Below are 21,770 nucleotides of genomic sequence, written 5' to 3'. Positions count from 1 at the left end.
CTAGAAATCTGTAATTCGGAACAAGGCCGGGGTACCTCGTTTTCCGTCTCAACATCCTCTTCAGCAAGGCTCTTTTTTGTGCTTCCCTTATGGCCACTTTTCTCTTTCGCAGCCTGCCCAGCGCTCGCCCACTTCGGACTCACAAACCGTGCACAACCCCACCCGCAACGCGCTGACCACCCAGCTCGCCACCCACCCCGATGACATCGTCACACGTGCCGCGCTTTACCGCGATCTGCTCGACACCGCCGAGGTTTCATTGGACGGCGTACGCCTCGCCGCAGGCCTGTGCGATCCGGCCGCTAACGTCGTGATTGCTCAGTTGAACACCACGGCACATGCCAACCGCCCTGGACCATTGCTGGCGCAGCTTCGCAACCTGCCGGTGGATCATCTGGAGTTGGATAACGCCGAGCCGGCGTGGTGCGATGCCCTGGCGGGGCTGCCCTTGCGCACGTTGGTGCTCAACAGCCCACGTTTCAGCTGCGATCAAAGTGTATGGCAACGCTTCCCAGACCTCGCTCTCGAGAACCTGGAAATCAGCGGATTCTCCCGCGACGATAACGCCACCAGCCTGCCTTCCCTCGAACGGCTGCGCCGGCTGACGTTAAGCACCTACGGCGAAGACTTCGACGACAAATTCCTTCAACACCTCGGCAATAGTCCGCTGCAGGAGTTGTCGTTGAACCGTTGCGATGACGTCACCGATGATGGCCTTCTCGGGCTGTCAAACCTCAAGTTGCGGTCACTCACGCTGGAACGCGTCGGCGAGCTGACGTCCCGTGGGATGGCGCACTTAGGCAGTCACCCCCTTGAGCAATTGTCCCTCGGTTGGAGCAGCGCAATCCTGAAGGACCCTGCATGGCTCTCCGGCCTGAGCGCATTGCGCTCCCTGAGCCTGGATCAATGTTACGCAACAGACGCCACGCTGCACGCCCTTGCGGGTCTGCCCATCGAACGGCTTTCGCTTCCCTCTTCGTATGTTTGCGAGGACGACCTTGAGATATTGGAAGGCATGCCACTCGCTGACCTGAATCTCAAATCTTCACGTCAAACAATTGAGCGGCTCGATGTGCTGCACGGGTTTCCACTCAAGCGTCTGGGGCTCTCCGATGTGCAAGGCATCGATGCAGATACGTTGAGTGATCTGCGTGGTTTGGAGTTGGAGTCCCTGGACCTTTCATTGAACGACATCACTTGGAAAGCGTTGAAGCAACTCGCTGGCCTGCCACTGAAGCGGCTGAGTCTCAGCTTCTGTTGCGGCGTGGATGGCAAGGTTCTGCGCAAGCTCGTCGAGTTGGGCTTGCCGTTGGAGCAACTTGAAATAAGCGGCCTGGATCTGCGCGATGCCGACCTGGCCTGCCTGCGCGATCTGCCGTTGCAGCGCCTGGGTTTGTATGACAGCCCTTGGCTCACCGACGCCGGAGTGGCCCACCTTGCTCGGCTACCGTTGAGTGATCTGACGATCTCGGCAGATCCCGGGGAATCGCGGATTACCTCAGCCGCAGTGCCGGTGTTGGAGCAACTGCCGCTGCACACATTGGCGTTGCTAAACTGTTCCGGGATCAGTGCCGAGGGTTGGGATCGGCTGGCCAGGTTGCCGGCTCGCGTCAGCGGCCCGGGTATTTGATGCTCGCCGCAGTCTTGCTCTGTAGATTCAAACCCGTGGGAGCAAGTTGTGCTCCCACGGGTTTACGCCGTTCGATGACTGACTCGCATCAAGCCGAGCCCCATCGTGAGCGACTAGCTCTTCACCAGTTGTAACTTAACTTCGCGGTCACTTCGCGGCCCGGGTTGTAGTAGTTCGCGGTCCCCGAGCCCACCACGTGCTGCTCATCCAGCAGGTTACTGACGTTAATCGCCAGGTCAGTGCCTTTGAAGAGTTTGTAGTTGAAGGCCGCATCGAAGAGCGTCGTGCCATCGCTGGTGCCGGTGTTGGCTGCGTCGAAGTAATAGGAGCCCACATAACGTGCACCCAGGCCAACGCTGACATCGGTGTCGGGGATGTTGTAATAGCTCCACAGCGACGCGGAGTGTTTGGGGGCGGTGGCGAACTCATTTCCTTTGAGTGAACTGCCGTCGTACAAAGTACCGCGCAACACTTCGGACTCCATGTAGGAGTAGCCACCCACCAGGCTCAGGTTGGGGGTCAGCTCAGCCTTGGCTTCCAGGTCCAGGCCGCGTACCCGTGATTCGCCAACGGTTTGCTGCTCGATGACACCGCTGGGCAGTACGACGGCGATGCTGACATTTTCCTGGGTCAGGTCGTAGACGGCCGCCGAGAACAGCGCGTCCATACCGATGGGCGCATATTTCACGCCCACTTCATATTGCCTGCCGGTCTTGGGGACAACGCCGACGGTGGGTGGCGAGACCGACTCGACCATGCTGACGTAGGTGGACACTTCGTCGTTGACGATATAGGTCAGCGCGCCGCGATAGGACGTTTCGGAGAAGTTATCCGACGCTTTTACGTTGTTGATGTCGGTACTGGACAGATCCAGCGAGTCGTTGCGCACACCGGCGGTGACGATAAAGCGCTCATAGAAGGACAGGTTCTGCTGCAGGAACACGGCCTTGGTTTTCGTGTCGAGCTTGTCGTTGCTATAGGGCGCTACGCCGCTGGGTACACCCGTGAACACGGGGTTGGCCAGGTCGATGGAGCCTGTCGTGGCATACACGGAGCGTTCCTCGGTCGAAGAATCGCCGTACTCCACGCCTACCAACGTACTGCTGTCGATGTTTTCGAAGCGGGCATCGTATTGCAGCATCAAGTTGCCGTTCAGTTGCTCGGCGTCGCTGTCAGTGCCAAAGATGTAACGCGGGACCGTGGTGCCGGTGCGGGTAGGGGAGTCGCTGAGGAACACATAGCCGAAATCATCGGTCAGTTCGCTGTAGCGCAGGTTGCTGCGCAACACGAAGCCATTGTCGAAATCATGGCTGAAGGTGCCGCTGATGTTGGTGCGTTCGACATCGTGGAAATTGTAGCTGGGCTCGCCGTAGAACTTGTCACGGTCGTATTCCTTGTCCAGCGGGTAACCGCCGCTGTTGGGCGAGCTCTGGGTTTTCAGATAGTCCACGATCACCGAGGCCGAGGTGAAATCCGTGGGTGACCAGGTCAGGCCGCCCATCAGGAATTTGTTGTCATCCCGTGAGTGGTCGTACTCGCGATCGCTGTCTTGCATCTTTGCCGTAAAGCGACCGGCCACGGTTTTGTCCTCGTTCAACGAGTCCCCGACATCGATGCCGGTTTCGACATGGTCGAAAGAACCGTAGGTGACGTAGCCCTGGCCGAACTTGTCGAAGCGTGGCTTCTTGCTGACAAAGTTCACCGAGCCGCCCGGGTCGGCCGGGCCGAACAGCGTCGAGTTGGCGCCGCGTATCACCTCGACGCGCTCATAGGCGAAAGGTTCTTCGCGCACACCGCGCATCGAACCCAGGGTCAGGCCGTCCCGATAGGTCGTGGCCTGGAAGCCGCGGATCTGGAAGTAATCGTTGCGGTCGTCAGTGCCGTAATAGTCGGTAATGACCCCCGGCGTGTATTGCAGCAGTTCTTCGGTCGTGCTCACGCTGCGTTGCTTCATTTCCTTGTCGGTCACCACGGAAACCGAGGCGGGCGTATTGAGGATGCTGGTGGCCACCTTACCGCCGACCCAGAGTTCCTGGGCGACCACCGAGTTGGCGTCTTCGGTGCCATCGATCCTGGCCTTGGCGTTGACGAGGATGGGCGCGAGGCGATAGTCCTCGAGTTCGCTGTCTGCTTTGGTTTGCGGCGTCAGCAAGTAAGCGTTCGGGCCTTGCTGCTGTATCGCCATGTCGCTCCCCTGCAACAACGACGACAGGGCTTCGGGTGTATCGAGTGTGCCGCTCACGCCCCGGGTATTGCGGTTCGCTACGCTTGAAGCGTCGAAGGAAAGACTGATACCCGCTTCGCGGGCAAAGCGGTCAAGCGCCGGTGCCAGGGGCCCGGCGGGAATGTTCCACTGGTGCACCGGGTGGGTCTGCTCAACAGTCGAGGGCTGCGCCAGGGTGGGTAGCGCGTAGCTGCTGACGATGACGCCGAAGACCGCACCGTGTATGGCACGACTCAGTAGATGACGCTGGGGAAACGGGGACGCACTCATTAACTCGCTCCGTAAAAGGGGATCGGCAGATCGGCCTGTAGGTCGGCCTTTTCTTACATGCCGAACGAGAATGAGAAATCACCTCATTTTTATTTGAGGTTGATGTATGGCGAGGAAAACTGTTAGCTGGCGGCGTTCAACGTCACCCAGTATTGGGTTCGATAATCGATCCGCAGGTGCAGTGACTGCGCAACCAATGCCAGCACCTGATCGGTGTCGGCGAGCTGAAAGGTGCCGGAAACCCGCAGGCCCGAGACCTCTTCGGCGCAGCGCAACAGGCCCGGGCGATAGCGCGACAAGGCCCCGATGAAATCACCGAGGCGCATATTGCGTGCGCTGATCACCCCGTCACTCCAGCTCCATACATCCAGGCCGTTATCCTTGAACTCACGAACGCCATCCGAGGTGAACAGCCGCTGGTTGCCGGCCTGGACGGTGTCGCTGACCGCAAGGGTTTGACTGGACCCAGGAAACACCGTGACGGCGCCGCCCTGCACCGCGATGAGCGTCCCGTCGTCCCGCTCGTATGCCAGGAACCGGGCATTCAGGGTGCGTATGAGGCCGTCGCGGGTTTGTACCCAGAACGGGCGCGGTTGAGCCGAGCCTGCGTCCGGGCCGGTATTGACGATGATTTCGCCGCGCCGCAGAACGATCAGGCGTCGCTGTGGGTTGAAATAGCTGTCGACTGCACTGTCGCTGTTGAGCTGGATAAGGCTGCCGTCATCGAGTTGGAAGCGCTTTTGTTCGCCGGTCTTGCTGTGCTGTTGGGCAAGCATGGCCGGCAGCGGCGTGTAGTCGCGGCCCAGCCAGGCCGCGCCACCCAAGGTGGCCAATGCACCCAGTAGCTTGAGGCTTTGGCGCCGATGGATGCCTGAGCGGGCGCCCTTGAGGGTGTGCCGAGCCAAATCCGGTGGAACGCCCGCGAAGTCATCGCCAAGCGCTTCCACGCGCTGCCACGCTAACCGATGCTCCGCCCGCTGCTGCAGCCAGTGCTCGAAACTGCGCTGGGTTTGCTCATCGGCAGGATTGAAGCGCAGACGCACCAGCCAGTGGATCGCCTGGTCGACCACCGCCGGATCCAGCGCTTGCGCTTCACTGTTCGGCATAACGCAAGCGATAGCAGTGTTGCAGGGCCTTGGCCAGGTCGCGTTCAACCGTAGAGCGGGAAACGCACAATTTTTCGGCTATTTGCAGGCAGGTCAGGCCGTCGAGCTGGGCGAGTAGAAAAGCCTCGCGAACCCTCGGTTTGAGCAGGTCGAGCAGGCGGTCTATGCGCTCGAGGCTATCAAGAATCAGCAAGCGTTCTTCTTCAGAGGGGGCCGCTTGTGGAGGGAGCAGCGCGAGGCTCTCGAAGTAGGCGCGTTCGAGTTCGCGACGGCGATACCGATCGATCATCAGCCCACGGGCGATGCTGCTCAGATAAGCCCGGGGTTCGCGCAAGGGGCTCAATTGACGCGATTTGAGCAGACGGACAAACGTGTCCTGCGCCAGGTCCGCCGCGCTTTCGTGACAGCCGATGCGCCGGCTCAGCCAACTGTGCAACCAGGAATGGTGGCTGCGATAGAGCAGGGTGAGGTCGGCATTGCCCAGTGTGTCGTTGCTGCGCATCAGCATCCCGGAAACATACATAATTGATAATGAATCGCATTATATTCAGGCGGCTGACGTCAGTGCAAATGTGTGGGAGCCGATGCGCGAGACGGGCCCTGGTATACGAGTCCTGATAGGAATAGGCAATGCTGCAAGGCAAACCGGCATAGGTGCCGAGGTTCTGCGTCGATAGCATGGCCTCGTTCCCACCTTATTGGAGGCTCGCCATGAGCAGCAGAAAAACCCTATTCATCACCGGCGTCAGCAGCGGCCTGGGCAATGCCCTGGCGCGGGAAGCGCTTGCGGTGGGCCATCGGGTGATCGGCACCGTGCGCAGTGACGCGGCGTTGCAGGCCTTCGAGGCACTGTCCCCGGATCAGGCTCATGGCGTGCTCCTGGATGTCACTGACTTCGAGCGGATCGACAGCGTGGTCGCCGCCACACAAGCCAGCCACGGCCCGGTCGACGTACTGGTCAACAATGCCGGCTATGGCCATGAGGGCATCTTCGAAGAGTCACCGTTGCAAGAGATGCGTCGCCAGTTCGACGTCAACGTGTTCGGCGCGGTGGCGGTGACCAAGGCCTTCGTGCCCTATTTCCGCGAGCGCCGCGCCGGGCATATCCTCAACATCACCTCCATGGGCGGCACCATCACCATGCCGGGCATTTCCTTCTACTGCGCGAGCAAGTTTGCGCTGGAAGGTATCTCCGATACGCTGAGCAAGGAATTGCTGCCGTTCAACATCTTCGTGACCGCCGTGGCACCGGGCTCGTTTCGCACCGACTGGGCGGGACGTTCGATGCAACGCACCCCGCGAAGCATTGCCGACTACGACGCCAGTTTCGACCCGATACGCAAGGCGCGGGAAGAAAAAAGCGGCAAGCAGCCGGGTAACCCACAGAAGGCGGCCCAAGCGATGTTGCAACTGATCGACAGCCCGACACCGCCGGCCCACTTGCTGCTGGGCAGTGATGCCCTCAGCCTGGTGCGCGACAAGCTGAGCCGTGTCGCCAGGGAGATCGATCAATGGGAAGCGCTGAGCCGTTCGACGGACGATTGAAGGACGAGCAAGAGGCACGTCAATGACCCAGGTTGATGCCTGCACCGCGCGCATGGTGCGGTTGATGGAAAAGCTCGCACCGGTAGAGGGCTACAACCTCAGCGCGCTGGAAGACATCCGTTTTCTGCGTTCGAACCGACCGCTGACGCGCACGCCGGTGTTGTATGAGCCCGGCATCGTGATCCTGTGCCAGGGGCGCAAGCGTGGCTATCTGGGCGACGACGTTTATGTCTATGACGCCCAGCATTATCTGGTGGTGTCTGTCCCGGTTCCCTTCACCATGGAGACCGACGCCAGCGCCGCGGAACCGATGCTGGCGGTCTACATGCGCCTGGACCTGCAACTGGCCAGCGAGTTGATGTTGCAAGTGGACGAAACCCTGGGCCCCAGCGATGCACAGCCCAAAGGCATGTACGCCTCGCCCATGGACGACTTGCTGCGCACCTCGACGCTGCGTTTTCTGGAGGCCATGAGTCGCCCGGGCGAAGGGCAGATCCTGGGACCTTCGCTGATACGGGAAATCTACTACCGGATCCTGACCGGCGAGCAGGGCGGCTCGATGCGCGCCGCGCTCAGCCGCCAGGGGCACTTTGGCAAGATCACCCGGGCGATACGCAAGATCCACAGCTGCTACCACGAGCATCTGGACGTCGAAACACTCGCCCACGAAGCCAACATGAGCATCCCCAACTTTCACCTGCACTTTCGCAGCGTGACGGACTCCACGCCCATGCAGTACTTGAAATCGACGCGCCTGCACCAGGCGCGACTACTGATGCTGCGCAATACCATGAGCGCCTCGACGGCGGCGTTCAACGTCGGCTACGAAAGCGCCTCGCAATTCAGCCGCGAGTTCAAGCGCCTGTTTGGGCGAACGCCTCAGGCGGAGATTGAATGGATGAAGGCGACTTATGCTTTGCCTGCGCCTGCCGGGCCGTCCATTTATGTTTCGTCGCATTAGGAGCGGTGGTGGGGCGCGCCAGCGTTGATACTGTCCAGCTATAAAAAAGCACGGGTGATCGGTGCCTTTCAACAGGTCGTCTTTACCTATCGTGAACAATCATGCGTGTCGGCGGGCGTGCATTGGCTGCCAGTGGAGTGCAAGTCAGAACTCGTTGTTGCCATTGATCACTGGCTTCAAAGTAAAAAGCTTTGATGCCCCCACACCGATCATTCGTGACGGGCAGAAAACGACCAAAAACCTCCCGTCACAACGGGCCGGAAATGGCCCTGAACGCCCATCATAACCCCATAAAAAAAGGCATGGTTTTCGCTGTTTTCAGCGTCGCGCAGACAGCTGTTGCGGCGCCAAAAATGCATCGTGGAAATAGTTACGAAACGCCTGCATCGCCGGGCTGAATTCGCGCTCGCGATGCCACGCCAGTCCGACACTCATCGGCGTCACCTTATCGGTGACTGTCAGGGTTTCGATGCGCTTTCCTTCCAATGACCAGGGGCGGTGCACCAAGTCCGAGAGGATTGCCACGCCGCTGCCATTGGCGACCATGCTGCGCACCGCTTCGACTGAACTGGTACGCACCCGCACGTTTGGCTGTTGATGCGCATGTTCCCAATAGCGCATGGCGCTTTGTTCGGCTTCGTCGACGGTCAGCAGGATGTAGGGTTCTTTCGCGACGTCGGCGAGGCTGACCGCCGAGCGTTCGCACAACGGATGGTGGCTGGGCAGCCATAACCGCCGTTCGGAGTTGAAGAGAATCTCTGAAACGATGTCCGGGTGCGTGAGGTTGGCGGTGAGCACCACGGCCATATCGAAACGACCTTCCAACAAGCCTTGTTCAATGGCTTGCCGTTCCTGTTCATGGACTTCAATGGCCACGTCCGGATGCCAGTGTTCCAGGCGCTGCAAATGGTGCGGGAGGAAATAACCGATCACTGTGTAGCTCGCCGCCAGGCGCAACACGCCGCTGGCGCGGATGTCCGGCAACGGGCTGTTCAACGCGTCATCGACGCTGCGCAAAATCACGTAGGCCCGATTCAAAAAGTGCCGCCCGGCGTCAGTCAGGCTCATGCCCTGGGCCGAGCGCTGGAACAACAGCGTGCCAAGGATGCCTTCCAGTTCCTTGATCGCCGTGGTCACCGCCGACTGGGAAATATTCAGATGAATCGCGGCTTGAGAGATTTGCCCGATCTCGGCGGTGGCGACGAAATAGCGGACTTGGCGCAGGGTCAAGGACATGAGCACTCCGGGCGACGCTGTATCTGTTTTTCAGAAGATGGCCTATCTGATAATAGATCTTCCCAAGGGGGTAGGGAGGAATCTAACTTGGCCTTCACGAAGTCACAAGCGTCGGGAGCAAGCGTCATGCAGGCAGTAGACTTCAACTCGGACATGGGCGAAGGCTTTGGTCCCTGGACCATCGGCGATGGCGTCGACAATGAGCTGATGGGCTTTATCAGTTCGGCCAACATCGCCACCGGTTTTCATGCCGGCGACCCTGGCACCATGCGCCGCACCGTCGAGCAGGCCAAGCGCCTGGGCGTGGCTATCGGCGCGCATCCGGGGTTTCGCGACCTGGTTGGTTTTGGCCGTCGGCACATCAATGCGCCGGCCCAGGAACTGGTCGACGACATGCTCTATCAGTTGGGCGCCCTGCGTGAACTCGCCCGGGTTCAAGGCGTGGCCCTGCAACACATCAAACCCCACGGCGCGCTCTACATGCACCTGGCCCGAGACGAAGAGGCCGCCCGTTTACTGGTGGAAAACCTCCAGCGCCTGGAGCCGGAGTTGCTGTTGTATTGCATGCCCGAATCGGTGATCTGGCGGGTCGCCACGGAACTCGGCCAACCGGTGATCCGCGAGTTCTACGCCGATCGCGAATACGACCTCAGCGGCTCCATCGTCTTCACCCGTAACGTGCGGGCTTACGACCCGGCCCACGTCGCCGAGCGAGTACTGCGTGCTTGCCAACAAGGCGTGGTGCGCACCGTCGAGGGCGAAGACCTGGCGATCGAATTCGATTCCATCTGTTTGCACAGCGACACGCCGGGCGCCCTGGCGTTGGTCGAAGCCACCCGTCATGCGCTGGGTGGCGCGGGCATAGAGGTCCGAGCACCGCGCTGAGACCGAACGAAAACACCTGGCCCACAGACGCCAGGGTTTGCCCACCGATTCACTTTTTGCCTGCCTTTCTATAACTATTCCAAGAGGAACAGACATGGCTGAACACACTGTAATCACCCCATTGCCGGGGACCTTCTACCGTAAAGCCTCTCCGGAATCGGCGAACTTCGTCGAGGTCGGCGCGCAGGTCAGCGCCGACACGGTCATTGGCCTGATCGAGGTCATGAAGCAGTTCTCCGAACTGACCGCCGGGACGGCTGGTCGCCTCAGTGCCTTCTTGGTGGAAGACGGTGATCCGGTGGAGCCGGGTCAAGTCGTCGCAACACTCGACGCCGAGTGAGGGGGCGATCATGACCCAAGCCATTCATAAACTGCTGGTCGCCAACCGTGGCGAGATCGCCGTGCGGATTATCCGCGCCGCCAAAGAACTGGGCATTCCCACCGTTGCTGCGTGCAGCGAGGCGGACGTCGATTCCCAGGCCGCGCGCATGGCCGATGAGGTGCACATTCTTGGCCCGGCCCGTGCCGACAAAAGTTACCTGAACGTCGAGGCCTTGCTCGGCGCCTTGAAAGCCACGGGCGCCAACGCGGTGCATCCCGGTTACGGCTTTCTGTCGGAGAACGCCGATTTCGCCGAAGCGGTGGTGGCTGCCGGCGCCATATTCGTCGGCCCGAGCGCGGAGACGATCCGGCGCATGGGTGATAAAGCCGAGGCACGGCGTACCGCACAAGCCGCTGGCGTGCCGGTGGTGCCGGGTTCGCCGGGTGAACTGTTCGACGTCGAGTCGGCGCTGCAGGCTGCTCAATCCGTTGGCTTCCCGTTGTTGATCAAAGCTTCGGCCGGTGGCGGCGGGCGCGGTATTCGGCTGGCGGAAAACGCTGAGCAACTGAGCGAAGAATTTCCCCGGTCCCAGCGCGAAGCCCAAGCGGCGTTTGGCAATGGCGCTGTGTACCTGGAGCGATTTATCAGCCGGGCTCGGCATATTGAAGTGCAGGTGTTGGGCGACGGTCAGCACGCGGTGCATTTGTTTGAGCGCGAGTGTTCGCTGCAACGGCGCCGGCAGAAAATCTTCGAAGAAGCGCCGTCGCCAGTCCTCAGCCAGCAGCAACGGAAAACCCTCTGCGAAAGCGCCGTGCGCCTGACCGAATCGTTGGGCTACAAGGGTGCCGGCACGCTGGAATACCTGTATGACGACGCCACTGGCGAGTTCTTCTTTATCGAGATGAACACGCGGATTCAGGTGGAGCATCCGGTCAGCGAACTGATCACCGGCATCGACCTGGTCCAGTCCATGTTGCGCATCGCTGGCGGCGAGCCGCTGGGCTTCAAGCAAAGTGACATCCGACTCAACGGCGCCGCCCTGCAAATGCGCCTGAACGCTGAGGACCCGGCGCGAGATTTCTTCCCGAGTCCAGGCCTGGTCGAGGAACTGATCTGGCCGAACGGCGCGGGCATTCGTGTCGATACGCATCTGTATCAAGGCTACCGTGTGCCACCGTACTATGACTCGCTGCTGGCCAAACTGATTATTCACGGTGCGGATCGCGCCGAAGCCCTGGCCCGAGCGCGAATGGCGGTGGCGCACACCACGCTCACCGGCATGGCCAACACCTTGGCGTTGCACGGTGAATTGCTCGAGCAACCGTGGCTGCACAGCGCCGACTTTCACACCGGCACTCTGGAAACCTGGCTGGCCGAGCGCCGCAGCGGAGGTGAAGCATGAGTACTCCCATCCGCTACAGCTTTGGCGCCGATGAGCACTTGTTTGCCGAAGTCAGCGACAGCATGTCCCTGGACGCGTTCTTCAAAGGCTTGGCCGTCACCCGCGCCGTGGAACAGCTGGCGCTGGATGGCGTGCTCGATATCTGCCTGGCCAACGCGTCATTCCAGATTCGTTTCGACCCGGATCGCATCGCCCCTCATACCTTGCTCGAAGCGGTAAAAATCGCCGAGGCCGGGGCCGTTGCCGAACGCACGTTGCAGACGCGGATTATCGAGATTCCGGTGCTCTACAACGATCCCTGGACCCACGAAACCCTGATGCGTTTTCGCGATCGCCATCAAGACCCGAGCGCCACGGACCTGGAATACGCCGCACGAATCAACGGTCTGGCCGACGTCGATGCATTCATCGCGGCCCACAGTGGCGCGCCGTGGTTTGTCTCGATGGTTGGCTTCGTTGCCGGGCTGCCGTTCATGTTCCAGATGGTCGAGCACGAGCGCCAGTTGCAGGTGCCCAAGTACCTGCGCCCGCGTACCGACACACCGAAATTGACCCTTGGTCACGGCGGTTGCTTTGGTTGCATTTACTCGGTGCGTGGCGCCGGCGGTTATCAGATGTTTGGCGTCACCCCCGCGCCGATCTACGACCCGCAACAGAACCTCGCGTACCTGAAAGAACACATGGTGTTTTTCCGTCCAGGCGACATCGTGCAGTTCAAACCGATGGACCGTGAAGCCTACGACCACGCGGTGGCTGACGTGGAAGCCGGTTGCTTTGATCTGCGGATTCGGCCGGTGGAGTTTTCGCTGGACGCGTTCCTCGCCGATCCCGTTGGCTATCCCAAGTCGTTGCAGGAGGTGTTGGCATGATCAAGGTCCTCAAACCCGGCCTCGCCACTTCGGTACAAGACCTGGGCCGCGAAGGGTATTACCACTTGGGCATTCCGCCGTCCGGCGCGCTTGATCAATACGCCTTGAGCGCGGCCAATCAATTGGTCGGCAACCCGGCAGGTCTGGCGGCGCTGGAATGCACGCTGCTCGGGCCTGAGTTGGAGTTTCAGGAGGATGCATTGGTGGCGGTCAGCGGCGCGCACATGACGCCACGGGTCGATGGCGTGGAAATGCACCACGACACCGCGTTCACCGTGAAGGCCGGACAAGTGCTGCGCTTTGACTTTCCCAAGGCGGGTGCCCGCGCTTATGTGGCGGTAGCCGGCGGCATTGATGTGCCGGTGGTGCTCGGCAGTCGCTCCACCTATGCGCTCGGCGCGCTCGGTGGCTTTCAGGGGCGACGCCTGATTGCAGGCGACGAATTGCCGATAGGCATCGCCAGTGGCAAAAGCCGCGCCGGGGCCAGTTTGCCCATGGCGTTACGGCAATCATTGGGTGGCGAAATCACCCTGCGGGTGGTGCCCGGTTTGTACTACCACCGCTTGACCGAAGCGGCGGCGAAGAGCTTTTTCGCCGAGCCGTGGACGGTCGGCTCGGAGGCCGACCGCATCGGCTATCGCTTCAAGGGCGGCAGCGCGCTGAGCTTTCAGCCCCGGGAGCAGCCGTTTGGCGCCGGTTCCGATCCGTCGAACATCGTCGACAGTTGCTACCCGATTGGCTCGATCCAGGTGCCCGCCGGGCTCGAACCCATCGTGCTGCACCGTGATGCGGTGTCCGGTGGCGGCTACGCGATGATTGGCACGGTGATCAGCGCCGACCTCGATTTGATCGGCCAGATGCAACCCAACCAGAAGGCCCGCTTTGTCGCGGTAACCCTCGAAGAGGCGCTGCAAGCGCGACGTTCCTATAAGAAAAAGCTCAGCTGCCTGAGCAAGCTGTTCCCTTCCTGATTCTGCCCGCCGTCTAGCGCGGGCCATGCCAAACGGTACGCCAACGCCGCACTTCGGTGCGGTGACGGCTGCCCGCGCTTCAACCTTTGATTGGTTTTGGAGTTCACGCATATGGCTGCTTTATCGCAATCGAGTCAAACCGGGCAAGACCCGGCGCATCATCCTGTTCCCACCGAAGCGCGCATGGGTCGACTGTCCCTGACCATGGCCTGGTGGGCGGTATGCAGTGCAATGTTTTACATCGTGGTGGGTGCTTCATTGGCGTTGTCGTTCGGTGCGCGCAATGCGCTGATCGGCATGGTCCTGTCGGTGATCAGTTATGGACTGGTCAACAGCGTGCTAAGCCGCTTTGCGGTTCGCAGCGGTTTGTCGGTGGCGTTGTTTTCACGGCTGTTGTTCGGCAGCACCGGAGCGAGCCTGGCGACGTTGATTTTCTTCTCGACCGCGATCTATTACGCGGTGTTCGAAGGTTCGGTGATCGCCGTCGCGCTCAATCACCTGTACCCGGAACTGGTCTATCCGCTGGCGGCATTGGCAGTAGTGCTCTACAGCGTGCCAATGATCCTGGGCAGCGTGCAGCACTGGCTGGACAAGCTCAACGGCGTATTGCTGCCGGTGTACCTCGGTGGTTTGCTGGTGGCGGTGGGCCTATCGATCAGCCGTTATGGCTACCAGCCGCAATGGCTGGAGTTCGGCCCGGCAACGCCTAGTGCATTCGGCTGGTGGGATTGTTTTGTCGCCTACATGGGCGTCTGGGTGTTGATGCTGTTCACCTTCGACTATGCGCGCTTCGGCAAACCTGAAGACGCCGAGTACCACGGTCGCTGGAACTTCGGCATGCCGTTCTACGCGGTGACGTTTCTGCTCAACGGCGCGGCGGGCATTTATCTGGTCAGCAGCATCCCCCACGAAGGCGCGCTGAACGAAGTCTCGGTGGTGATGGCGATTTTGCAGTTGATGGGCCTGTGGGGATTGCTGTTTGTCTGGGCCACGCAAACCCGGATCAACACCGCCAACTATTACTTGGCGACCCTGAACATGCAGGCGTTCTTCGGTCGATTTGGCCTTCGCGGTTCATACCTGATGTGGGCAGTGGCGGTGGGGGTGATCGTCTACGGTTTGATGCTCGCGGACGTGTTTGCCTACATCCTCAAGGCATTGGCCTATCAGGGGATTTTCGTGGTGGCCTGGGTGGGTGTGGCGTTGGCGCAGATTGTCTACGGACGCAGTGACGTGGCAGCGCTCGAGCGGGTGGCCGCGTTTAACCCGGTGGGCTTGACGGCCTGGTTTGGCGCCACCGCATTGGGTCTTGCGTTGATGTTTTCCGGCGGCGGCCTGAGCAGCTTTTCCGCGCCATCTACCGTGATAGTTGCATTTGCCTTGCAAGCAGGCTTATCTCATCGAAGCCGGTTGCGGATGCGGTTGGCAGAGTAGAGTTTTGCAGTCACTCATCTCAGTGCCTGGAAGTACGTCTTGGAATACATGTCAAAATGGATCTGCGTGAAGTGCTATGGAGCTCGATGGCGCTGAAAGCCCCGTATTTACTGGGTTTCAGGCACAAAAAAAGACGTCCGTGGACGTCTTTAGATGTTGAAGTGGTGGAGCCGGGGGGATTTGAACCCCCGTCCGCCAGTACTCTGCTGTCGGTACTACATGCGTAGCCGTGTCTATTAAGTTAACCCTCAGCGACCCGACGGGCAGGGTGCTTTGGGCGAGTTGTGTAAGTTTTAGCCGCTTCGTCCACAACGTACTGCACGGCGATTCCGTTCTATATGACAATCACTTTGGGTTTACGGACATCCCCTAATGATTGCTGGACCCGAAGGTACCAGAAGCTCAGGATCTAAGGCTGCTTACGCAGCGATAGCGAATTCCTGGCCGTAGTTTTCGTCATTGGCAACTATAGAAGTTGCAACAGTGGATTTACGAGTTCTGTTACCAACTCGGCATGCACCTAAAGTTTCGCAACCGGCGTCGAATCCTAAACGGCCCCGAACCTGTCGCTCCATGAAGCTGTTGGAGCGGCAGGCATGTGCAGTGTACGCCAATCCGCGTCTGAGGCCAACCCGAAGGTTGGCCAACTGCGGTGTCACTGGCCGCCTTTGGTGTTGTTCTGTAGCTTCTGGATGGCCTGATTGGTCAACGAGATGCAATTTTCGGTGCCTTCTTTGGTGCCTTTGGCATGCTCAGCCTTGGCTTGTCCAACGGTGGCGTCGATGTCGGTCTTCAGACCTTCGCTCATTTGCTCGGTGCTGACTTTGGCGTCGCTGATCTTTTGCAGATTGATTTTGCAAAGGTCATCCTGGCTCCCTGCAAACACCGGAGAGGCCAACATCGCAGCGGAAATGAACAAGCCAGCAAGTGCGGTGCGCTTCATGTGTATCTCCTTAAACGTATGGTCTCGGTGCCGCTGGACAGTCGCGGCCGGGCCGAGTCGGTAGATGGCCCAGCGGAACCGGGCCTATTCAAGTGACTACAACGAATCGCAGGAATTCGATTTTTTAACTGATACCGGAGACCCTCCTTCCATGGTGGCGGTTTTGGAGCGTGTCACCCGGTCCACCAGATACACCAATCCGTGGTAGTCGATTTCGCTATGACGCGTCAGACCGATCTCACACGTACGGCTGGTGGAAATGCCCTCGGTGCAGTATTGAACCGCGTCCTTGAGGGTTCGCAGCGAGTGGGCGTTCAGCTCGGGTGTGGTGAAGCCCTTGTCGCCGGCGAAACCGCAGCAATGTATGCCTTCGGGGATGACCACGTTTTTACTGCATTTGCGCGCCAGGTCGATCAGCGCCTGGCTTTCGCCGAGGTGCTGCGTGCTGCAGGTGACGTGCACGGCGATGGGCGCCTCCTGGGGGATGAAGTCGAGACGCTCCATCAAATGGGTACGGATGAAGCGCACCGGGTCGTACAGGTCCAGGCGCACGTCACCAAGGTCCTGGACCAACCGTAGCGTGCAGGGGCTGGTGTCGCAGTAGATGGGGTCGAGCCCGCCGCGACTGGCATGCAGCAAGGCACCGATCAGTTCCTGGCGCTTGTGCTCGGCCTGTTCTGTGTAGCCTTTGGAAGCAAAGGGTTGGCCGCAGCAGAGGCTGTCCACATTGTCTGGAAAGACCACCTGGTAGCCGGCCTTTTCCAGCAGGCTGCGGGTTTTGTCGTACAGCGACATCTGCTCCTTGTCCGCCGCCGTCGGGCCCATGACCCGCGACACGCAAGCCGCCAGGTACACCACGCGCGGGCGTTCGTCCGACACGGTGGGGCTGAAACGGATGGCCTTTTCCGGCTGCGGCATGGCGTTGGTCCACTGTGGGACCTGGCCTTTGGACAGTCGCGTCAACGAAGCCGACAGTTTCGCCAGGCGGGGGGCGCCCAGCAGCATGCGCGCACCGTTGGCGACGTGCAGGGCAAAGCGTGCGCCTTGCAGCGTGGTGGCGAAATTTCCTTCAATCCAGTTGGCGGTTTTCGTCTTCGTCGCGTCGCGGCTGCGCAGTTTTTTCACCAGCTCGCCGGTATTGATGCCTACCGGGCAACGTTGCGCACACAGGCCCGTGGCGGCGCAGGTGTCGATGCCCTGGTATTGGTAGGCACGTTCCAGTTCGGTGGTGTCCGTGCCGGCGCGTTTTTTCGCCTGGATGTCCCGCCAGATGACGATGCGCTGGCGCGGGCTCAAGGTCAGGTCTTTGGACGGGCACACCGGCTCGCAGAAGCCGCATTCGATGCACTTGTCCACGATCTCATCGGCGGCCGGCAGCGGTTTGAGGTGCTTGAGGTGGATCTGCGGATCTTCGCTGAGCACCACGTCCGGGTTGAGGATGCCATTGGGGTCGAGCAGTCGTTTGAGCTGCCACATCAACTGGTAGGCATCACTGCCCCATTCCAGCTCGACGAACGGCGCCATGTTGCGCCCGGTGCCGTGTTCGGCTTTCAGCGAGCCGCCGAATTCCACGGCCACCAAGTGCGCCACGTCATCCATGAACGCCTGGTAGCGTGCGACTTCTTCGGCGCTGTTGAAGCCCTGGGTGAAGACGAAGTGCAGATTGCCTTCCAGCGCGTGTCCGAAAAGGATCGCTTCGTCGTAGTGATGTTTGTCGAACAACTCGATCAGGCGGTTCACGCCGAGGGCCAGTTGCTCCACCGGAAAGGTCACGTCTTCGATGATCACCGTGGTCCCGGTTTTGCGTACCGCCCCCACGGCTGGAAAGGTGTCTTTGCGGATCGCCCAGAGCCGGGCGTTTTCCCGTGGGTCTTCGGTAAAGTCGACCTGTTTTTCCACCGGGAAGCCGGCCAGGGAGGTCATGATCCGGGCCAGCTGTTCCTGTAGTAACGACGATGAAGCCGCGCGGGATTCGATCAGCAGGGCGCAGGCATTTATCGACAGATGCTGTACGAAGTCCGGCATGCCCGGTTTGTCCTGCACCGAGCGCAGGCTGCGGCGGTCCAGCAGTTCCACGGCCGATACCGGCTGGCTTTTCAGCACGGTGACGGCGTTGCAGCAGGTTTCCACATCCGGGAATACGATCAGCGCCGAAGCCTTGTTCGGATGGTCGATGACGGTGTTGTAGGTCACCGCACTGATGAAGCCGAGGGTGCCTTCGGAGCCCACCAACAGGTGGCTCAAGATATCCACAGGCTCGTCGAAATCCACCAGGGCATTGAGTGACAGGCCGGTGGTATTTTTCAGACGGTATTTGTGGCGAATTCGAGCGGCCAATTCGGTGTTGGCGCGGGTTTCGCGACCGAGGGTGGCTAGGCGTTCCAACAGTTCGCCATGGCTTGTACGAAAAGCCGCCACGCTGTTGTCGTCTTCGGTGTCCAGGCGTGTGCCATCGGCCAGTACCAGGCGGATGCCGGCCAGGGTGTGATAGGTGTTCTGCGCGGTGCCGCAGCACATGCCGCTGGCGTTATTGGCGACGATGCCGCCGATCTTGCAGGCGTTGATCGACGCCGGATCAGGGCCGATCTTGCGCCCGAACGGAGCCAGCCAGGCGTTGGCCTGGGCGCCGATCACGCCGGGCTGCAAACGAATCTGCGTGCCTTGTTCGCGAATCTCGCGACCGTTCCAGTTATCCCCCAGCACAATCAGTACCGAGTCGCTGATGGCTTGGCCGGACAGGCTGGTGCCGGCGGCGCGGAACGTGACAGGGACCTGGTCCCGTTGGGCCAGTTTCAGCAGGGCAATCACTTCATCTTCGGACTCGACGCGTACCACCAGTTTCGGAATCAGCCGATAGAAACTGGCGTCGGTGCCGAAGGCCAAGGTCGACAAGGGATCGTCGAAACGTCGCTTCTGTGGGATCAGCTGTTGGACGTCGCGCAGGAAAGGGGCCGGAAGGGTCATTGGTCCTCCAGAATCAAGACCACCAGATCCTTCGGACCATGGGCGCCATAGGCCAGGACTTGTTCGATGTCGGCGGTTTTCGACGGGCCGGACACCAGCAGGGCATTGGTGGGCATGCCTTGGGCCCACTCGAATTCCTGTTGCACTTCATAAAAGTTGTCGCGGATCTCGCTGGCCTTGAGCAGGGCGAAATGCACCGGTGGCACCAGGCTCATCAGCCGTGGCTCTTCCCGCGTTGGCCACAGAATCAGGCTGCCGGTGGCGGCAATAGCGCCGAGGGTTCCCGTGAGGCTGGCCGGGGTGTCGTTGAACAACTCGGCTTTCCATTCTTCTATCGGTCGGTCGTAAGCCTTGAGAGTTGGCAGGTCCGGATTGTTCACCCAGAACTGTGCGATTTTTTTCCCGTGTGCGGTGGTCGGGGCGATGAGCAGGCTCGGCAATTGACGGTCGCGCAGTAATTGCGCGAGCAGGGCCGGCCAGCCTTCCTCGGAAGTCAGATGGATTTCCGTGTGTACCGCCTCCATCAGCTTGCGCAATTGCGGGATACGTTCCTCGGGCGCATAGCGATAGGTTTGCGTCACCAGTTCGACATCGAAATTGTCGGCAACCGGCGTGGTGCCCGTCAGGCTTTTACGCAGCTTGGCGAGGATATTGTTCTTGGCGCTCATCGGCGGCCTCCCTGCTGATTCAGGTGTTCGCGAGCCAGGTCATGCAATGAGCGGGCGGCGGGTTGGGGGGCGCTGTGGTTCTGGGTCCATGGGCCGAGGTTTTTCGGTGTCAGGGCGCGCAGGCGCGTGGCGAGGAACCCGAACAGTCGGTACAGCCGCGGCGAGCTGTTGAGCCAGGCCCAGGCATTCCAGATGAAACGCTCCTTGGGCGAGTATTTGCTGCCCTGGCCGCGCATCACCTGGTTCGGGCTGTCCGGCGCCTTGACGTTTTCTTCCCGCAGCCGCCGCAGCAGCGCGGGGATCGGAATCTTCACCGGACACACTTCACCGCAGGCGCCGCACAGCGAAGAGGCGCTCGGGTGGTCCGGCACCTTGGCCAGGCCGACCATGTGCGGCGTGATGATTTTTCCGATAGGCCCCGGGTACACCTCGCCGTAGGCATGGCCGCCGATTCGGGTATAGACCGGGCAATGATTCATACAGGCGCCGCAGCGAATGCAGTTCAGCGTCTGGCGCAGTTCGCTGTCGGCAAACGCCTGGCTGCGGCCGTTATCGAGCAGGACCAGGTGGACTTCCTGGGGACCGTCCAGCTCATCGGCCTTGCGTGGCCCGGAGATCATGTTGACGTAGGTCGTGATGGGCTGGCCGAGGGCCGAGCGGGTCAGCAGCGAGAGCAGTGGCACGACATCGCGCAGGTTCTCCACCACCTTTTCAATACCGGTCACGGCGATGTGCACCGGCGGCACGGTGGTGGACATCCGCCCATTGCCTTCGTTTTCCACCAGCAGCAGCGTGCCGGTTTCGGCGACGGCGAAGTTGACGCCGGAGACGCCGATGTCGGCTTCGAAGAATTTCTGCCGCAATACCTTGCGACCGATCTGAATGAGTTGGTCGACGTCCTTGGTGTACTCCACGCCGAGTTTGTCGTGGAACAAGGACGCGACCTGACCGGCATTCTTGTGGATCGCCGGCATAATGATGTGTGAAGGCTTCTCGTGGTCGAGCTGGACGATGTATTCCCCCATGTCGGATTCGAGACATTCAATGTCCCGAGCCTCGAGGAAATGGTTCATCTCCATCTCTTCGCTGACCATCGATTTGCCCTTGATCACTTGCCGCGCCTCGTGAGCGCGGATGATCGAGAGGACGATGCCATTGGCTTCGTCCACCGTCTCCGCCCAGTGCACGTTCACACCGTTGCGGGTCAGGTTGGTTTCCAGTTGCTCGAGCAGGTCGGGCAGCTTGGATAGCGCACGGGCGCGGACGGCATTGCCCAGCACCCGCAGGTGTTCTCTTTCGTGGGCATCGCTGAAGGACGCTGCCCGCTTGGTCATCAGTGAATCCATCGCGCTGCGAAAGTTGTTTCGCAGTTGCGTGTCGTCCAGGGCCTTGTGGGCCCGGGCGCGAAAATCTTCCTGCGCCTCAACCGGTACTTCAACGGTGGGGATCAGCGTCGGCGTGCTCATGCGGCACCTCCGGTACGCTGCCAGAGGAAGCTTGCCAGGTGCTTGCCGCGCAACGCCTCCTGCTGTTTTTCCAATGCGCCGTTGATGTTCATCAAGCAACCGCAGTCGGCGCTGAGGACCTGATGTGCGCCGGATTCCTTCAGCGCCCGGGTCTTGTCGGCCACCATCGCGCCGGAAATATCCGGCATGCGAACACTGAACGTCCCACCAAACCCACAGCACTCGCTTTCGTGGCTGTGTTCGACTCGCTCCACATTACGCAACTGCGCCAACAACGCGCGGCCGTGCAAGTGGGTATTCATCTCACGCCGTGCCGAGCAAGACGTATGCAGCGCGACCTTCACCGGCTCGCCGCTGTCGTTCAACTGCACCTTGCAGACCAACAGCAGGAACTCGGCCAGTTCATAGGTCCGGGCCGCCAGGGCCTGCACCTGTTTGAGGGTCTCCGGCTCGTCCTTGAACAGGTCGGCGTAATGCTCGCGCAACATGCCGGCGCAGGAACCCGAGGGCACCACCACCGGATAGTCTTCGGCAAACAGGGCCAGTTGCGCCCGTGCCACCGTCCGCGCCTGCTCGGTGTACCCCGAGGTGTAGGCCGGTTGTCCGCAGCAACTTTGCCCTTGCGGGTAGTCCACCCGGATCCCTTCGCGTTCCAGCAGATGAATCGCATCCATCCCGGCTTCGGGATAGAACAGGTCCACCACGCATGTGCCGAACAGGTAGACCCGACGCGGCTTCTCGCTGGGGTATTGCCGAGGTTCGGGCAAGGGCGGGGCGACACGGGTCGCGTTCGGTACGGCGTTGTAAAAAAGCTCGCTCATCAGGCGTGTCTCCGGGTGGTCCCGGTTATCCGTCCGCTGAGGCTGCTGAATAT

The 21,770-nt window shown here is 60.6% G+C and carries 18 protein-coding genes and 1 other RNA gene; 9 read left to right on the top strand and 10 right to left on the bottom strand.

Annotation, left to right across the window (positions count from 1 at the left end; translation table 11 throughout):
• The first annotated feature begins 148 nt into the window (after window positions 1-148).
• Window positions 149-1,630, top strand: coding sequence for a hypothetical protein (locus AO356_RS07655; RefSeq protein ID WP_060739248.1), 1,482 nt, complete (start codon window positions 149-151; stop codon window positions 1,628-1,630).
• A gap of 121 nt (window positions 1,631-1,751) precedes the next feature.
• Here the strand turns inward: AO356_RS07655 and AO356_RS07650 are convergent, their stop codons facing one another.
• The 3 genes from AO356_RS07650 to AO356_RS07640 all read right to left on the bottom strand — a co-directional run bounded on the left by AO356_RS07650 (window position 1,752) and on the right by AO356_RS07640 (window position 5,732).
• A complete protein-coding gene (locus AO356_RS07650; protein ID WP_060739247.1) occupies window positions 1,752-4,124 on the bottom strand; it encodes a TonB-dependent siderophore receptor in 2,373 nt (790 codons plus the stop codon).
• Between the two features lie 122 nt (window positions 4,125-4,246).
• Complete coding sequence (locus tag AO356_RS07645) at window positions 4,247-5,230, bottom strand: DUF4880 domain-containing protein (RefSeq protein ID WP_060739246.1); 984 nt, start codon at window positions 5,228-5,230, stop codon at window positions 4,247-4,249.
• Complete coding sequence (locus AO356_RS07640; protein WP_060743083.1) at window positions 5,217-5,732, bottom strand: sigma-70 family RNA polymerase sigma factor; 516 nt, start codon at window positions 5,730-5,732, stop codon at window positions 5,217-5,219. Before AO356_RS07640 ends, AO356_RS07645 begins: the two co-directional genes overlap by 14 nt.
• 209 nt (window positions 5,733-5,941) lie before the next feature.
• On the opposite strand from AO356_RS07640, the gene AO356_RS07635 reads away from it, so the two are divergent.
• Window positions 5,942-6,775, top strand: a complete 834-nt coding sequence (locus tag AO356_RS07635; RefSeq protein ID WP_060739245.1) for an oxidoreductase — start codon at window positions 5,942-5,944, stop codon at window positions 6,773-6,775.
• 22 nt (window positions 6,776-6,797) lie between these two features.
• Complete coding sequence (locus AO356_RS07630; RefSeq protein WP_060739244.1) at window positions 6,798-7,736, top strand: AraC family transcriptional regulator; 939 nt, start codon at window positions 6,798-6,800, stop codon at window positions 7,734-7,736.
• 318 nt (window positions 7,737-8,054) lie between these two features.
• Here AO356_RS07630 and AO356_RS07625 read toward each other — a convergent pair whose 3' ends face one another.
• Window positions 8,055-8,972 carry a LysR family transcriptional regulator gene (locus tag AO356_RS07625; RefSeq protein WP_047882404.1) on the bottom strand — a complete coding sequence of 306 codons (918 nt, stop codon included), beginning with the start codon at window positions 8,970-8,972 and terminating at the stop codon, window positions 8,055-8,057.
• Between the two features lie 126 nt (window positions 8,973-9,098).
• On the opposite strand from AO356_RS07625, the gene AO356_RS07620 reads away from it, so the two are divergent.
• The 6 genes from AO356_RS07620 (at window position 9,099) to AO356_RS07595 (ending at window position 14,855) form a co-directional block, all read left to right on the top strand.
• Window positions 9,099-9,857, top strand: coding sequence for a 5-oxoprolinase subunit PxpA (locus AO356_RS07620; RefSeq protein ID WP_060739243.1), 759 nt, complete (start codon window positions 9,099-9,101; stop codon window positions 9,855-9,857).
• 94 nt (window positions 9,858-9,951) lie between these two features.
• A complete protein-coding gene (locus tag AO356_RS07615) occupies window positions 9,952-10,197 on the top strand; it encodes an acetyl-CoA carboxylase (RefSeq protein ID WP_060739242.1) in 246 nt (81 codons plus the stop codon).
• Window positions 10,198-10,207: 10 nt separating this feature from the next.
• Complete coding sequence (locus tag AO356_RS07610; RefSeq protein WP_060739241.1) at window positions 10,208-11,581, top strand: acetyl-CoA carboxylase biotin carboxylase subunit; 1,374 nt, start codon at window positions 10,208-10,210, stop codon at window positions 11,579-11,581.
• Complete coding sequence (locus tag AO356_RS07605; RefSeq protein ID WP_060739240.1) at window positions 11,578-12,450, top strand: 5-oxoprolinase subunit B family protein; 873 nt, start codon at window positions 11,578-11,580, stop codon at window positions 12,448-12,450. The genes AO356_RS07610 and AO356_RS07605 overlap by 4 nt, the downstream gene beginning before the upstream one ends.
• Window positions 12,447-13,421 (top strand): biotin-dependent carboxyltransferase family protein, encoded by a 975-nt coding sequence (locus AO356_RS07600; RefSeq protein WP_060739239.1) that lies wholly within the window; start codon window positions 12,447-12,449, stop codon window positions 13,419-13,421. The genes AO356_RS07605 and AO356_RS07600 overlap by 4 nt, the downstream gene beginning before the upstream one ends.
• Window positions 13,422-13,532: 111 nt before the next feature.
• Entirely contained in the window at window positions 13,533-14,855 is a 1,323-nt protein-coding gene (locus tag AO356_RS07595; protein WP_060739238.1) for a purine-cytosine permease family protein, read from the top strand.
• Between the two features lie 162 nt (window positions 14,856-15,017).
• Here AO356_RS07595 and ssrA read toward each other — a convergent pair.
• The 6 genes from ssrA to AO356_RS07565 all read right to left on the bottom strand — a co-directional run bounded on the left by ssrA (window position 15,018) and on the right by AO356_RS07565 (window position 21,717).
• Window positions 15,018-15,414: a transfer-messenger RNA gene (ssrA, locus tag AO356_RS07590) on the bottom strand.
• A gap of 96 nt (window positions 15,415-15,510) precedes the next feature.
• A complete protein-coding gene (locus tag AO356_RS07585; protein WP_060739237.1) occupies window positions 15,511-15,798 on the bottom strand; it encodes a hypothetical protein in 288 nt (95 codons plus the stop codon).
• A 96-nt stretch (window positions 15,799-15,894) separates the two neighbouring features.
• Complete coding sequence (locus tag AO356_RS07580; RefSeq protein ID WP_060739236.1) at window positions 15,895-18,762, bottom strand: FAD-binding and (Fe-S)-binding domain-containing protein; 2,868 nt, start codon at window positions 18,760-18,762, stop codon at window positions 15,895-15,897.
• On the bottom strand, window positions 18,759-19,430 hold the full coding sequence (locus AO356_RS07575) for a LutC/YkgG family protein (RefSeq protein WP_060739235.1): 672 nt from the start codon (window positions 19,428-19,430) through the stop codon (window positions 18,759-18,761). Before AO356_RS07575 ends, AO356_RS07580 begins: the two co-directional genes overlap by 4 nt.
• A complete protein-coding gene (locus AO356_RS07570) occupies window positions 19,427-20,896 on the bottom strand; it encodes a LutB/LldF family L-lactate oxidation iron-sulfur protein (protein ID WP_060739234.1) in 1,470 nt (489 codons plus the stop codon). The genes AO356_RS07575 and AO356_RS07570 overlap by 4 nt, the downstream gene beginning before the upstream one ends.
• Entirely contained in the window at window positions 20,893-21,717 is an 825-nt protein-coding gene (locus AO356_RS07565) for a (Fe-S)-binding protein (RefSeq protein ID WP_060739233.1), read from the bottom strand. Before AO356_RS07565 ends, AO356_RS07570 begins: the two co-directional genes overlap by 4 nt.
• Window positions 21,718-21,770: the final 53 nt, after the last annotated feature.

Source organism: Pseudomonas fluorescens (genome assembly GCF_001307275.1).
Lineage (GTDB): Bacteria > Pseudomonadota > Gammaproteobacteria > Pseudomonadales > Pseudomonadaceae > Aquipseudomonas > Aquipseudomonas fluorescens_AA.
The sequence above is the reverse complement of the archived record's forward strand: the minus strand, read 5'-3'. Positions and strand labels throughout refer to the sequence as shown.

Coding starts and splice junctions, on each gene's coding strand:
- AO356_RS07600 (WP_060739239.1), top strand. CDS start 12,447: ATGATCAAGGTCCTCAAACCCGGCCTCGCCACTTCGGTACAAGACCTG.
- AO356_RS07620 (WP_060739243.1), top strand. CDS start 9,099: ATGCAGGCAGTAGACTTCAACTCGGACATGGGCGAAGGCTTTGGTCCC.
- AO356_RS07650 (WP_060739247.1), bottom strand. CDS start 4,124: ATGAGTGCGTCCCCGTTTCCCCAGCGTCATCTACTGAGTCGTGCCATA.
- AO356_RS07580 (WP_060739236.1), bottom strand. CDS start 18,762: ATGACCCTTCCGGCCCCTTTCCTGCGCGACGTCCAACAGCTGATCCCA.
- AO356_RS07615 (WP_060739242.1), top strand. CDS start 9,952: ATGGCTGAACACACTGTAATCACCCCATTGCCGGGGACCTTCTACCGT.
- AO356_RS07640 (WP_060743083.1), bottom strand. CDS start 5,732: ATGCGCAGCAACGACACACTGGGCAATGCCGACCTCACCCTGCTCTAT.
- AO356_RS07610 (WP_060739241.1), top strand. CDS start 10,208: ATGACCCAAGCCATTCATAAACTGCTGGTCGCCAACCGTGGCGAGATC.
- AO356_RS07625 (WP_047882404.1), bottom strand. CDS start 8,972: ATGTCCTTGACCCTGCGCCAAGTCCGCTATTTCGTCGCCACCGCCGAG.
- AO356_RS07605 (WP_060739240.1), top strand. CDS start 11,578: ATGAGTACTCCCATCCGCTACAGCTTTGGCGCCGATGAGCACTTGTTT.
- AO356_RS07645 (WP_060739246.1), bottom strand. CDS start 5,230: ATGCCGAACAGTGAAGCGCAAGCGCTGGATCCGGCGGTGGTCGACCAG.
- AO356_RS07595 (WP_060739238.1), top strand. CDS start 13,533: ATGGCTGCTTTATCGCAATCGAGTCAAACCGGGCAAGACCCGGCGCAT.
- AO356_RS07635 (WP_060739245.1), top strand. CDS start 5,942: ATGAGCAGCAGAAAAACCCTATTCATCACCGGCGTCAGCAGCGGCCTG.
- AO356_RS07565 (WP_060739233.1), bottom strand. CDS start 21,717: ATGAGCGAGCTTTTTTACAACGCCGTACCGAACGCGACCCGTGTCGCC.
- AO356_RS07630 (WP_060739244.1), top strand. CDS start 6,798: ATGACCCAGGTTGATGCCTGCACCGCGCGCATGGTGCGGTTGATGGAA.
- AO356_RS07575 (WP_060739235.1), bottom strand. CDS start 19,430: ATGAGCGCCAAGAACAATATCCTCGCCAAGCTGCGTAAAAGCCTGACG.
- AO356_RS07585 (WP_060739237.1), bottom strand. CDS start 15,798: ATGAAGCGCACCGCACTTGCTGGCTTGTTCATTTCCGCTGCGATGTTG.
- AO356_RS07570 (WP_060739234.1), bottom strand. CDS start 20,896: ATGAGCACGCCGACGCTGATCCCCACCGTTGAAGTACCGGTTGAGGCG.